This is a genomic window from Streptomyces sp. NPDC044033 (genome assembly GCF_056434425.1).
Window position 1 is genome coordinate 218,686 of record NZ_JBWKFF010000010.1, and the last position, 12,513, is coordinate 231,198.

Annotated in this window: 9 protein-coding genes and 1 pseudogene; 5 read left to right on the forward strand and 5 right to left on the reverse strand. The window is 75.2% G+C overall.

Translation table 11 applies throughout. The features are described from left to right. Positions 1-154 precede the first annotated feature (154 nt). Entirely contained in the window at positions 155-877 is a 723-nt protein-coding gene (locus tag AC07AB_RS19890; RefSeq protein WP_478568386.1) for a glycerophosphodiester phosphodiesterase, read from the reverse strand. 21 nt (positions 878-898) lie between these two features. Next, entirely contained in the window at positions 899-1,921 is a 1,023-nt protein-coding gene (locus AC07AB_RS19895; RefSeq protein ID WP_478568389.1) for an adenosine deaminase, read from the reverse strand. 121 nt (positions 1,922-2,042) lie between these two features. Here AC07AB_RS19895 and AC07AB_RS19900 point away from each other — a divergent pair, with 121 nt between their 5' ends. Next, positions 2,043-2,897, forward strand: a complete 855-nt coding sequence (locus AC07AB_RS19900; RefSeq protein WP_478568392.1) for a DUF4190 domain-containing protein — start codon at positions 2,043-2,045, stop codon at positions 2,895-2,897. On the opposite strand, the pseudogene AC07AB_RS19905 reads toward AC07AB_RS19900, so the two are convergent. Next, positions 2,840-3,067 (reverse strand): annotated as a pseudogene (locus tag AC07AB_RS19905) (NADAR domain-containing protein); the annotation flags it as partial. The gene AC07AB_RS19900 and the pseudogene AC07AB_RS19905 sit on opposite strands and share 58 nt — an antisense overlap. Positions 3,068-3,308: 241 nt before the next feature. On the opposite strand from AC07AB_RS19905, the gene AC07AB_RS19910 reads away from it, so the two are divergent. Continuing rightward, on the forward strand, positions 3,309-3,770 hold the full coding sequence (locus AC07AB_RS19910; RefSeq protein WP_478568394.1) for a hypothetical protein: 462 nt from the start codon (positions 3,309-3,311) through the stop codon (positions 3,768-3,770). Here AC07AB_RS19910 and AC07AB_RS19915 read toward each other — a convergent pair. Continuing rightward, positions 3,697-4,383 (reverse strand): phosphatase PAP2 family protein, encoded by a 687-nt coding sequence (locus AC07AB_RS19915; protein ID WP_478568396.1) that lies wholly within the window; start codon positions 4,381-4,383, stop codon positions 3,697-3,699. The two genes, AC07AB_RS19910 and AC07AB_RS19915, sit on opposite strands and share 74 nt — an antisense overlap. Before the next feature lie 544 nt (positions 4,384-4,927). Next, positions 4,928-6,277: a 4-aminobutyrate--2-oxoglutarate transaminase gene (gene gabT / locus AC07AB_RS19920; protein ID WP_478568399.1), complete on the reverse strand. Its 1,350-nt coding sequence runs from the start codon at positions 6,275-6,277 to the stop codon at positions 4,928-4,930. A gap of 298 nt (positions 6,278-6,575) precedes the next feature. On the opposite strand from gabT, the gene AC07AB_RS19925 reads away from it, so the two are divergent. From AC07AB_RS19925 to AC07AB_RS19935, 3 genes are all read left to right on the forward strand, one after another. Then, a complete protein-coding gene (locus AC07AB_RS19925; protein WP_478568402.1) occupies positions 6,576-8,855 on the forward strand; it encodes a type IV secretory system conjugative DNA transfer family protein in 2,280 nt (759 codons plus the stop codon). A 108-nt stretch (positions 8,856-8,963) separates the two neighbouring features. Then, positions 8,964-10,664, forward strand: coding sequence for a PucR family transcriptional regulator (locus tag AC07AB_RS19930; protein ID WP_478568405.1), 1,701 nt, complete (start codon positions 8,964-8,966; stop codon positions 10,662-10,664). Between the two features lie 180 nt (positions 10,665-10,844). Next, positions 10,845-12,314: an aldehyde dehydrogenase family protein gene (locus AC07AB_RS19935; RefSeq protein WP_478568408.1), complete on the forward strand. Its 1,470-nt coding sequence runs from the start codon at positions 10,845-10,847 to the stop codon at positions 12,312-12,314. Positions 12,315-12,513 lie beyond the last annotated feature (199 nt).

The following is a 12,513-nucleotide window of genomic DNA, read 5'->3' on the forward strand; positions in this document are numbered from 1 at the left end:
GGTTGGGGGGGGGAGGGGGTTTTCTGGGTGGGGGGGGGGAGGGGAAAGGTGGGAGGAGGGGGGGGGCGGGTTGGGGGGGGGGGGGGGTTGGGTTTGGGTGGGGTCTTTTCTCCCCCCCCCCCCCCCCCACAGCCCGTTTCTCCGCGACGGCCCGCTATTTCGCGCTGCCGCGGCGCGCCAGCGCGCTTCGCCGGCCGAGCAGCGCGCAGAGCGCGTCCACCCGGTTCGTGGTGATGGAGTCGACGCCCGCGCGCAGCAGGCGCGCCATCGAGCGGCGGGTGTCGGGGGTCCAGGCGGAGACCAGGAGCCCGTCGGCGTGGTTGCGTTCGACCAGGCCCGGCGAGACGAGCCCGAAGCGGTAGTTGAGCCAGCGGGGGCGCACCTCGGCGAGGAGCACGGGCCGGGGCGGGGCCAGCGTCGTCCAGGTCAGGGCCGTCTCCGCGGCGGGGTCGGCGCGGCGGACGGTGAGCATGGCGGCAGGCCCGCCGCAGTAGTACGCCCGCTCGGCCGCGCCGCAGGCGTGGACCTCGGCGACCGCGGCCGGTACGGCCGACGGGTCGGGGAAGTCGATGAACGCCCGGGCCGCCGGGGTCTCCGCGATCTCGTGCAGGGCCTCGCGCAGGGTGGGGACGCCGCCGCCCGTCAGCCCCCGGACCTCGGCCGCGGAGAGCTGGGCCAGCGGCCGCTCATGGCCCCAGAGGCGGCCGAGGGTCGCGTCGTGGAGGAGCACGGGCACGCCGTCGCGGGTGAGGCGGACGTCGATCTCCACGGCCCCGGCACCCGCCCGCAGCGCGGAGCGGATGGAGGGGAGGGTGTTCTCACGCCGTACGTAGGGGTCGCCCCGGTGGGCGACGGCGGTGCAGATCATGGTGCCCATTGTGGCCAACGCGGTGGAGCGCTACCGCAGCGCCGCCTCCGTGTAGCTGTCGATCTCGGCGGCCAGCTTCGTCTTGTCCGCCGCTTCCATGAAGGACACCTCGACCGCGTTCTTCGCGAGGGCCGCGACACCCCGGGCGTCGAGGTCCAGGAGGCGGGCCGCGATGGCGTACTCCGAGTTGAGGTCGGTGCCGAACATGGGCGGGTCGTCACTGTTGATGGTGACCAGGACGCCCGCGTCGACCATCTGCCGCAGCGGGTGCTCGTCCAGCGTGGCGACCGCGCGGGTGGCGATGTTGGAGGTGGGGGAGACCTCCAGCGGGATGCGGTGCTCCGCCAGGTGGGCCAGCAGCTTCGGGTCCCGGACGGCGCTGGTGCCGTGGCCGATGCGCTCGGCGCGCAGGTCGGTGAGGGAGTCCCAGATGGTCTCGGGGCCCGTCGTCTCGCCCGCGTGCGGCACCGAGTGCAGGCCCGCCGCGATGGCCCGCTCGAAATAGGGAGCGAACTGCGGGCGGGGCACACCGATCTCGGGACCGCCGAGCCCGAAGGAGACGAGCCCCTCCGGCCGCAGCGCCGTGGCGATGCGCTCCGTCTCCTCCGCGGCGGCGAGGCCCGCCTCGCCCGGGATGTCGAAGCACCAGCGCAGCCGCACGCCGAGGTCGGCCTCCGCGGCGGTACGGGCGTCCTCTATCGCCTCCACGAAGGCGGCGTCCGGGATGCCGCGGGAGGTCGAGCTGTACGGGGTGACCGTCAGCTCGGCGTAGCGGATGTTCTGCCGGGCCATGTCCCGCGCGACCTCGTAGGTCAGCAGCCGGACGTCCTCGGCGTCGCGGATCAGGCTGACGACGGAGAGGTAGACCTCGATGAAGTGCGCGAAGTCGCGGAAGGTGAAGAAGTCGGCGAGCGCCTCGGGGTCGGTGGGAACCGGGGAGTCGGGGTGCCGGGCCGCGAGTTCGGAGACGATGCGCGGGGACGCCGAGCCGACATGGTGCACGTGTAGCTCAGCCTTGGGGAGCCCGGCGATGAAGGGAGCGAGATCGGACACCTGGAGCCTCCGGATAGCTGCTGGTGAAAGGTGGGAAAGTAGGTTCGGATCATCGTATGCGGGGCGGGCGCGGCCATAGAGCTCAGGCCGTAGCATGACGGAAAAGCGACAGGGGAGGGCCATGGCCGACATCGCCGACAAGGCCGGTGAGCAGCCGTCGGAGCCGCGGGACCGTGACCCGTGGGCGCCGCCGGAGCCGCGCGGAGCACCGCGTGTGGGGCTGGAGAAGCCCTCCGCGCCGCTGACGCCCGCGTCGCCGGAGTACGGGCAGGCGACGGGCGCCACCGGGCTCGGCGGGTCCGGGCACGCCGGAGGCCCAGGTCCGACAACGGCCCCGCCCCCCGACAGCTTCGAGCGCGGCGGCGGCCCGGGACCGGTCCCGCACCCCGGCGCGCCGTTCGCACCGCCCCCTCCCGCGCTGGGGCTGCCCGGCTCCGTGCCGCCCCCGCCGATCGCGCCGACCGGCCCCGGCGCGCCCGTCCCGTACGGAACGGGCGCGTACGGGGCGGGCCCGTACGGACAGCCGCCCCACGGCCAGGCGTTCCCGGGGCAGCCGGGCGCACCGGCCCCCGGCTACGGCTACCCCGCCGCCCAGCCGCCCTACGGCTACGGCTGGCAGGCCCCCCGCCCGGCGGCCGACAACGGCTTCGGCATCGCCGCCCTCGTCCTCGGCATAGTCGGCCTGGTCCTGTCGCCGACCGTCGTCTTCGGGGTCGTACTCGGCGTGCTGGCCCTCATCTTCGGAATCATCGGCCGCGGCAAGGCGAAGCGAGGGGAGTCGGACACCGCCGGCCAGTCCCTCGCGGGCATCATCCTGGGCGCCGCCGCGCTCGCCGCCACGGCGGTACTGGTCTGCGTCTACGTCCAGGCAGCCGACGACGGTCCCCACCACAGCACCCGCGACGATCCTGACGACGTCTACGGCGTCCATATGTCCGCCCCCATGCACGTCCTGGGCCCGGACGCCAACCGCTGACGCGTCTCCACCAGCGCGAACCCCAGCAGGTTCAGCCCGCGCCGGCGCTGCGGATCCCGCGCCCGCTCGTCGTCCGCCGCCGGCCCGATGCCCCATATCCGGTCCACCGGGCCGGCCTCGACGCGCACCCGGCGCCCCGTGTTCAGCGGATACGCGCCCAGCTCCGGGTGTCCCGCCCTCGTCGTTCATACGGAGATCCTGGCAGCCGCCACTGACAACGCACCGGACAGGTCCAGTGGGGTGCCCGGGCCCGTGCCCTGTGCGCCCTCGGCACGCCGGGGGCGCACGGCTGTCCGTGTCCTGTGCGCCAAGTCACTACCAACTGGTAGCCCGAACTCGCGTAATGATCCTCTCCGTTCGGCCTCTCACCCGTGAACGCACGACAAGCGGTAACGGAATGGAGGCTTGGACATGGACGGCGGCGCGGGTGCCAAGAACGCGGTGGAATGGCTGGCGTCGGTGGCACCGGACCCCGACGCCTGTCGGTGGGAGTGGGAACGCAACCCCTTGGGGGTGGCGCTGCTGCCCGCCGGCCGGCTCTGGGACGTACTGATCCTGCCCGGCGATCTCGGCTACCCGACCCTGGACGTCCTCTCCCGCTTCATCGACCGGCCAGGCCCGGTGCTCGCGGACTTCGGCGACTCCCGGCTCGGGTTCTTCGTGCCGCCGGGCACGGTGGCGCGATGGCTCGCCACGGGAGTGCGCGGGGCCGGGCGCGGCACCTGGATCGTCGTCCCCTACCCGGGGCGCGCCACCGGCGGCGTCCGCTGGATCGTCGTGCCCGACGGCGAGGGGACCCTCACGGACCCGGTGGTCCTGGAGCTCGCGATGCACGAGGCAGCGGCCGGGCAGGCCCGGGACGACGGCAGGTGACGAGGGCCCGGTGCAGGCACCACAGCAGCACGACGGCCGGACACCAGGCGCCCACGACGTCCAGCGGCCAGTGGTAGCCCTGGCGTACGAGACCCACGCCGACCGCCACGTTAAGCAGCCCGTACGCGATAAACGGCGGCAGCCGGCGCGTACGGGTGTGTTCACGGGCGTACTGGAGCAGGAGCAGGGCCGCGGCACCGTAGGCGACCGCCGCCGTGGCCGCGTGCCCCGAGGGGAAGAAGCCCTCGTGCGCGCCGCCCGCCATCCGCGGCGGTCCGGGGCGGGCGATCCATGCCTTGAGCGGCACGACGAGCGCGGGCACCGCGGCCATCGCGAGGGCGGCGGCGAGCGGGGGCAGCCACCACCGAGGGGCGCGGGCGCGGCGCCCGCGCCAGGCCGCGTACGCCAGCGCGAGGACCAGTACGGGCAGGGCCACCGCCGTGTTGCCGAGGTCGGCGAAGAACTGCGCGGCGGGAGAGGGGAGAGAACCGTCCGCGAGCCAGTGGCCGAGCCGCTCGTCGAACGAGCGCACCGGCCCGTCCGCCGCCACCTGCCAGGACAGCAGGGCGAGGAGCAGCGCGCACAGTGACGGGATCAGCGGGGAGAGCAGCACGCGAGAAGCGTACGGAGCGAAGGAGAGGGGGGCGGCCCCGGAACAGGGGGGGAGAGTCCCGGGGCCGCCGTGCTGACCGGTGCCGCGCGCCCCGGGGGGTGTGGGACGGGCGGCCATCCGATCGGTGAGGAGATCCGGAGTCCAGGACTCCGCCTATGTGCGCGAGGCACGGCCGGGTCGGGGCTGGGGAAGCGCCGGCTCGGCTCCGCCCACAGTCTCCTGCGGGCGAGGTGTTTCTCTCATCCGCAGAAACCGTACGGCAGGCGGGGCGGGCCGGACAGCCGTGTCACCCGTCCGCCACCCGCCCCGCACATTCTCTTCACGCGCGGCCGGCGGCGCGGGCCGCGGTGACGATCGGTCAGGAGCACGTACCGCTCAGAGGTGGTGACGATCTGTCAGTCCAGTGAGCCGCCTGGGCCACGGTGACGAGCCGACCGTCCGGGCTTCGATGATGTCCCGTCAGGTCCGCCGACCAGCTCGGGCTGCGGTGGCACCCCGTCAGGCCCACCGGCCGCCCGGGCGGCCCGTAAGCCGCTGGGCCTCCTCAGACCGCGCCGAGCGCGCTCTCGATGATGTCCAGGCCCTCGTTCAGCAGCTCATCGCCGATGACCAGCGGCGGCAGGAAACGCAGCACGTTCCCGTACGTACCGCAGGTGAGCACCACCAGGCCCTCCTGGTGGCACGCCTTCGCGAGCGCCGCCGTGGCCTCGGGGTGGGGGTCCTTGGTGCCGGACTTCACCAGCTCGATGGCGATCATCGCGCCGCGGCCGCGCACGTCGCCGATGATGTCGAACTTCTCCTGCATGGCCGCCAGCCGGCCCTTCATGACCGACCCGATGTGCCGGGCCCGGCCCACGAGGTCCAGCTCGCGCATCGTCTCGATCGAACCGAGCGCCGCCGCGCACGCCACCGGGTTGCCGCCGTACGTGCCGCCGAGACCGCCCGCGTGCGCCGCGTCCATGATCTCGGCGCGGCCGGTGACGGCGGCGAGCGGCAGGCCGCCCGCGATGCCCTTGGCGGTGGTGATCAGGTCCGGGACGATCCCCTCGTCCTCGCACGCGAACCACTCGCCGGTACGGCAGAAGCCGGACTGGATCTCGTCCGCGACGAAGACGATGCCGTGGTCCGCGGCGAACTTCGAGAGCGCGGGCAGGAAGCCCTTGGCCGGCTCGATGAAGCCGCCCTCGCCGAGCACCGGCTCGATGATGATCGCCGCGACGTTCTCCGCGCCGATCTGCTTGCTGATCTGGTCGATGGCCTGGGCGGACGCCTCGGCGCCGCAGTTCTCCGGGCCGGTCGGCCAGCGGTAGCCGTACGCCACCGGCACCCGGTACACCTCGGGCGCGAAGGGGCCGAAGCCGTTCTTGTACGGCATGTTCTTCGACGTCAGCGCCATCGTCAGGTTCGTACGGCCGTGGTAGCCGTGGTCGAAGACGACGACGGCCTGCCGCTTGGTGTACGCGCGGGCGATCTTCACCGCGTTCTCGACGGCCTCGGCGCCGGAGTTGAAGAGCGCCGACTTCTTGGCGTGGTCGCCGGGCGTGAGCTCCGCGAGCTGCTCGCAGACCGCCACGTAGCCCTCGTACGGCGTGACCATGAAACAGGTGTGGGTGAAGTCGGCGAGCTGCGCGGACGCCCGGCGCACCACGGCCTCGGCGGAGGAGCCGACCGAGGTCACGGCGATGCCGGAGCCGAAGTCGATGAGCGAGTTGCCGTCCACGTCCTCGATCACCCCGCCGCCCGCGCGCGCGGCGAACACCGGCAGCGTGCTGCCGACGCCGGCCGCCACCGCGGACGCCCTGCGGGCCTGCAGCTCCTGGGACTTGGGGCCGGGGATCGGGGTGACGATGCGGCGCTCCTGGGGGAGGGACGGGCCTCCGGACAGTTCAGTCATGGCTGGGCTCCAGGGAGAGGGGCGAAAGGGGGCGTTTAGTCGCAGGCTAGGGGCGACGGGGCGGGGGAGGCATGTTCCGTTAGGGAGAAGTGGGCGCGTCGCCTTGTCCGCGACGGCTATGGCGCCGGGGCCCCACTGTCCGTTTCCTCCGCGCCCTCCCCCGCGTACGCTGCGGGTGATCATGGGCGCGGGGCCGGTGCGGCTCCGCCAGGGTCGGTGAACTCCCCTCGCGGGAACAGTAGATTGAACGGCGGCGCGCACACGGACAGGACCTCCGGTCGGGGGCGAGGGGCAGCGGATGGACACCGAAGGCACATACGACTCACGCGGCACACGGAGCGGCTCGTGGCCCGGCCCGACGGGTCCGCCCGCCGACGTGCCCGACCAGGCACGGCCGGTCCCCGCCCCGCCCACCGAGGCTCCTGCCGCCCCCGCCGTCCCTCCCGCTCCCGCCGCTGCTGCCGTCCCAGCAGTCCCTGCCGCTCCCACCGCCCCGCCCCCCGCGCCGCCATCCGCTCAGCCCGCCGCCGAGCCGCCGTTCCTCACCTGGCTGCGCGCCCCGCGCCCCGCCGCCGGCCCCGGCATCTGGACCTTCCGCTACCGGCCGAAGCCCCCCGAGGAGCCCGACGCCATCCCCGGCCGCCAGCTCATCAGCGGCGCCGTCGTGGCCCTGCTGTGCGCCTGGCTGCTCTGGTCCCTGCTGTGGAACAACTACCTGGGCGCATACTGGTACTGGCCGCTGACCCTGCTGACCCCCGACTCCTGGTTCCAGGCCGGCGGCGGCGAGTACGGCGCGGGCTGGTGGGCCCAGCGCGTCTACCTCGCCCTCGTCATCTGCGTGATCGCCGTCATCTTCGGCCGCCTCGGCCGCTGGCCGCAGGTCTGGCGCCGGTACGCGGCCCCCGCCCTGCGCCGCATGTGGGACGACGCCGACGCCCCGGCCGCCCCGCCCGCCCCGCAGAGCGACCCGGCCCAGTGGCCCGAACTGCGGGCCGCGGGCGCCCCCGACGCCGCCGACCGGCTGGCGGCCGAGGCGCGCGCCGGGGCGATGACGGACGTCGACCACGCCCGTATCGACCGCGCCTGGCAGTCCGTACGGGCCCGGCCCGGCCGCCTCGCCGCCTTCACCGACACCGTGCTGCGCCACGGCGCCGCCGCCTGCGCCCACCCCTCCGGCGCGCGCGACCTGCCCGTACGGACCTGCCACCACGATCTCGTCGCCCGCCAGGTGCGCATCGGCACCGCGGTCGAGGACCCCCGCAACCCGTACGACCACCGGGGCGCCGGATACGCACTCGAACCGGCGCTGCTCGGCACCTCGCTGCTCGCCGTCGGGCCGCCGGGCTGCGGGAAGACCGGGCGGCTGGTGCGGCCCGCGGTGGAGTCGCTGTGCCTGGAGGCGCTCGCCGGGCGGGCCGCCGTCGTGGCGGTGGGCGCGTACGGCGCGGGCCTCGCGCCGGACGGCTCCTTCGACGTCGTCATCAAGATCGGCAGCCCCGACTCCGGCTACGCCCTCGACCTGTACGGCGGCGCCGACGACCCCGACGAGGCGGCCGGCATCCTCGCCGAAGCGCTCGTCGGCGACCTCGCGGCCACCCTCCCCGGCGGCGACGGCCGCCGCGCGGCGACCGCCCTCGCCCAGCTCCTCGGCCCGTTCCGCGCCGCCCACGACCGCTACCCGACCGTCCCCGAACTCCGCGAACTGCTGGACGAACCAGCCGCCAACGGCACCGCCGGCCCCGCGCGCGCCGCCCTGCGCGAGCGGCTGCTCGCCGCCGGGCAGCACACCCACGCCCGCGAACTCGACGCCCGCGAGCGGCAGGCGAACCGCCCCGGAGACATCGGAGCGACGCTCGCGGACCGGCTCGCGCTCCTGGACCGGCCCGCCTTCGCGCACTCCTTCCACCACGCGGCCGGCACCGCGCCGTTCTCGCTGCGCGCCCTCGAACACCCCCTGCGGGTCCGCGTCGACCTGCCCGAACGCGGCCACACCGAGGCGTCCCGGATGCTCGCGCGGCTCGTACTCGCCCAGTTCACGGAGTGCGCGGTGGGGCGCGGCGACCGGTCGCTGTTCGCCTGCCTCGTCCTCGACGACGCCACCAGCACCGTCACCGCCGAGGCGCTGCGCGGCCTCCAGCGGCTGCGGTCCGCGAACGCCGGGGCCGTCCTCGCGCTCCGTACGCTCGACGACGTCCCCGACGCGCTGCGCTCCGCTCTGCTGGGCGCGGTCGGCTGCCGGATGGCGTTCAGCGGGGTGACGACCTGGGACGGCGCGCGGTTCGCCGAGGTCTGGGGCAAGGAGTGGGTGGAGGACCGGGACATCACCGACCGCCAGATCATCGCCCACGAGCCGCTGACCCGCGCCACGCACGTCGTGCGCCGCCTGGTCACGGGCCGGGCCGTGACGGCCCAGTCGGTGACCACCCGCAAGGTCGAGCGCGAGCGCTGGTCCGCCTCGGAGCTGGCGCACTCCGTCCCGGCCGGCCACGCGGTGCTCTCGGTGACCTCGGTACGGGGCGCGAGCGCGCCGCCGGTCCTGGTGGACCTGCGGCCACCGGGCCCGTCCGGCCCGCGCTGACAGGACCGGGGGGCCGACTCCTCCCCAGGCAATCCTCCGCTGAGGCAGAATCGAGGGGAGCCGTTCATACGGGACGGCGCAATCGCAGCAACGCTCCGCGAAGGTGCCATGCCTCCCACGCTCGCCTCACTCGTCCACCACTCCGCGCTCAAGCTCACCGTGCTCGCGGGAGCGGACAAGCTGGAGACCCCGGTGCGCTGGGCGCACGTCAGCGAGCTGGCCGACCCGGTGCCCTGGATGGAGGGCGGCGAACTGCTCCTCATCACCGCGATGAAGATCGACGCGGAGAACCCGGCCGCCATGCGCCGCTATGTGAAGCGGCTGGTCGGCTCGGGCGTCGTCGGCCTCGGCTTCGCGGTCGGCGTCAACTACGAGCAGGTGCCGAAACCGCTCGTCGAGGCCGCGAAGGAGGAGGGGCTGCCACTGCTCGCGGTGCCGCGCCGCACCCCGTTCCTCGCCATCAGCAAGGCCGTCTCGGCGGCCATCGCCGCCGAGACCTACCGCGCCGTGACCGCGGGCTTCGAGGTGCAGCGCGAGCTGACCCGCGCGGCCCTCAGCGCCGACGGCCCGGCCGCCCTGCTCGCCCGGCTCGCCGCCCACCTCGACGGCTGGGCCGCGCTCTACGACGCGTCGGGGGCGCTGGTGGCCGCCGCCCCCGAATGGGCCGCGCGCCGCGCGGCCCGGCTCGGCGGCGACGTCGAGCGGCTGCGGGAGCGCCCGGCACCCGCCAGCGCGGTCGTCGGCGGCGACCCGCAGGAAGCCGGTGACGGCGACGCCGACGACGCCGGGTGGGCCGCGGCCGAGGGCGCGGACCGGGTCGAGCTCCAGTCCCTGGGCACCGGCCGCCGCGCGCGGGGCGTCCTCGCCGTCGGCACGGGCGCGCCGCTGGGCACCGCCGAGCGGTACGCCGTGCACTCCGCCATCGCGCTGCTCACCCTCTCCACCGAGCGCTCCCGCGCCCTCCAGGACGCCGAACAGCGGCTGGGCGCGGCCGTGCTGCGGATGCTCCTCGCGGGCGAGCCCGACCACGCCCGGGCCGTGGCGGGCGGGCTCTACGGCGAACTGCTCGACGCGCCGTTCCGGATGCTGGTGGCCGAGGCCGCCGCCGGAGCCGCCGCCGAGAGCGCCGAATCCGCGGAGCACGCCGAGGCCGAGGCGGCCCCGGACCCACTCGGGGTCCTCGCCGACGCCGTGGAGTCCGCGGCGGCCCGTAGCGGCGAATCGGTGCTCGCCGTCCCCGACGGAGAGCGGCTCATCGTGCTCGCCCCCGACGGGGGCGCCGCCGTCGCCGCCTGCGCCGCCCACGCGCGGGCCATCGAGGCCCGCCGCGGCACCAAGGCCCGGCCGCGCCGGCGCACCGCCACCGCCCCCGACGACGACCTCGTCGTCGGGCTCTCCGCGCCGGCCGGCCCGATCGCCGCCGCGGGGGCCTACCGCCAGGCCGAGCAGGCCCTGTCGGTGGCGCGGCGGCGCGGCCGGGTCCTCGTCGAGCACGAGGAGGTCGCCGCCGGCTCCGTGCTGCCGCTCCTCGCCGACGACGCGGTACGGGCCTTCGCCGACGGCATGCTCCGGGCCCTCCACGACCACGACGCCACCGGCCGCGGTGACCTCGTCGCCTCGCTGCGCGCCTGGCTCTCCCGGCACGGCCAGTGGGACGCCGCCGCGGCCGACCTCGGGGTCCACCGCCATACGCTCCGCTACCGGATGCGCCGGGTCGAGGAGATCCTCGGCCGCTCCCTGGACGACCCGGACGTCCGTATGGAGCTGTGGCTGGCGCTCAAGGCGACGTCGGTCCCGGCCTCGGGCTGACCGGGCCCGCCCGCGGAGCGGGGGCCGCCGCCCCGGGCGGGTACCAACCGGCCCGCATCCGACAATGCGGCGCGCCCCGCACGCCCACTGCTACGCGCTGGACAAACGCCGCCCGCCGGAACGGCCCCTACGGTGGGGAAAGTCATTCATCCGCACCATTTCCGAAGGGCCGGGATCGCTGTGCCTTCTCCCCAAGACTCCCAAGCAGCCGCCATCCACGCGTTCTGGCTCGCAGGCCGGCAGGCGACCGGTGAGGACACCTTCGACGTCACCTCCCCCTGGGACGGGCGCACCGTAGGCACGGTGAGCGTTCCCACCGAGGCCCAGGTCGAGGAGGCCGTGGCCGCCGCGCACGCCGTGCGCGACGCGTTCACCGCGACCCCCGCGCACGTACGGGCCGCGGCCCTCGACCATGTGTCGCGGCGGCTCGTCGAGCGGACCGAGGAGATCGCGCGGCTGATCTCCGCCGAGAACGGCAAGCCCGTCAAGTGGGCCCGCGGCGAGGTCGGCCGCGCCGTGTCGGTGTTCCGCTTCGCCGCCGAGGAGGCCCGCCGCTTCAACGGCGGAGAGGCGCAGCGGCTGGACACCGACGCGGGCGGCGTCGGCCGCCTCGCGCTCACCCGCCGCTTCCCGCGCGGCCCGGTGCTCGGCATCGCGCCGTTCAACTTCCCGCTGAACCTGTGCGCCCACAAGGTCGCCCCGGCGCTCGCCGTCGGCACGCCGATCATCCTCAAGCCCGCCCCGGCGACCCCGCTGTCCGGCCTGATCATCGGCGAGCTGCTGGCCGAGACCGACCTGCCGGCCGGTTCGTGGAGCGTGCTGCCGGTCGGCAACGACCGGATGCCCGGCCTGGTGGCGGACGAGCGGCTGCCGGTCATCTCCTTCACCGGCTCCGGCCCGGTCGGCTGGTCCCTGCTGGACGCCGCGCCGCGCAAGCACACCACTCTGGAGCTGGGCGGCAACGGCGCGGCCGTCGTCCTCGCCGACTGGTCCTCGGAGGCCGACCTGGACCGGGCGGCGCAGCGCATCGCCACGTTCTCCAACTACCAGGGCGGCCAGTCCTGCATCTCGGTGCAGCGCGTGATCGCGGACGCGAGCGTGTACGACCGGCTCGTGCCGAAGGTCGTCGCGGCCGTCGAGGCGCAGGTCACCGGCGACCCGTCGGACGATGCGACCGACGTCGGCCCGCTGGTCAGCGAGGACGCCGCCAAGCGCGTCGAGTCCTGGGTGGACGAGGCCGTAGCGGCGGGCGCGAAGCTCCTCGCGGGCGGCGAGCGGGACGGCGCCTCGTACGCCCCGACCGTCCTCGCGGACGTGCCCGCCGGGGTGAAGGCCGCCTGCGAGGAGATCTTCGGCCCGGTCCTGACCCTGACGAAGACCGACGGCGAGGAGGCGGCCTTCGCCGCGGTCAACGACTCGCCGTACGGCCTCCAGGCCGGTGTCTTCACCCACGACGTGCAGACCGCCTTCCGCGCCCACCGCGCGCTGGAGGTCGGCGGCGTGATCATCGGCGACGTGCCGTCCTACCGCGCCGACCAGATGCCCTACGGCGGCGCCAAGCAGTCCGGCGTGGGCCGCGAGGGCGTGCGGTACGCGATGGAGGACTACACCTACGAGCGGGTCCTGGTCCTCACCGATCTGGACCTCTGAGTCCTCGACCCGGGCCTCTGGGCCCTTCCGCGAAGCCGGGACGGCCGGCGGGCACCGCACGAGCGGCGCCCGCCGGCCGTCGTGCGAACGCGGCGCGCTCCGAACCCCGCACCCATCGCGCCGGCCGCGTTCCCCCGCCCCGCCGGCCGCGTCCGCCGCCACCGGGCGCCGGAGACCACGCCCCGCGCGGCCCCCGGCC

Bases quoted from the DNA above. Each gene is read 5' to 3' on its own strand.
- AC07AB_RS19890 (WP_478568386.1), bottom strand. From the start codon at position 877: ATGGGCACCATGATCTGCACCGCCGTCGCCCACCGGGGCGACCCCTAC.
- AC07AB_RS19900 (WP_478568392.1), top strand. From the start codon at position 2,043: ATGGCCGACATCGCCGACAAGGCCGGTGAGCAGCCGTCGGAGCCGCGG.
- AC07AB_RS19910 (WP_478568394.1), top strand. From the start codon at position 3,309: ATGGACGGCGGCGCGGGTGCCAAGAACGCGGTGGAATGGCTGGCGTCG.
- gabT (WP_478568399.1), bottom strand. From the start codon at position 6,277: ATGACTGAACTGTCCGGAGGCCCGTCCCTCCCCCAGGAGCGCCGCATC.
- AC07AB_RS19925 (WP_478568402.1), top strand. From the start codon at position 6,576: ATGGACACCGAAGGCACATACGACTCACGCGGCACACGGAGCGGCTCG.
- AC07AB_RS19930 (WP_478568405.1), top strand. From the start codon at position 8,964: ATGCCTCCCACGCTCGCCTCACTCGTCCACCACTCCGCGCTCAAGCTC.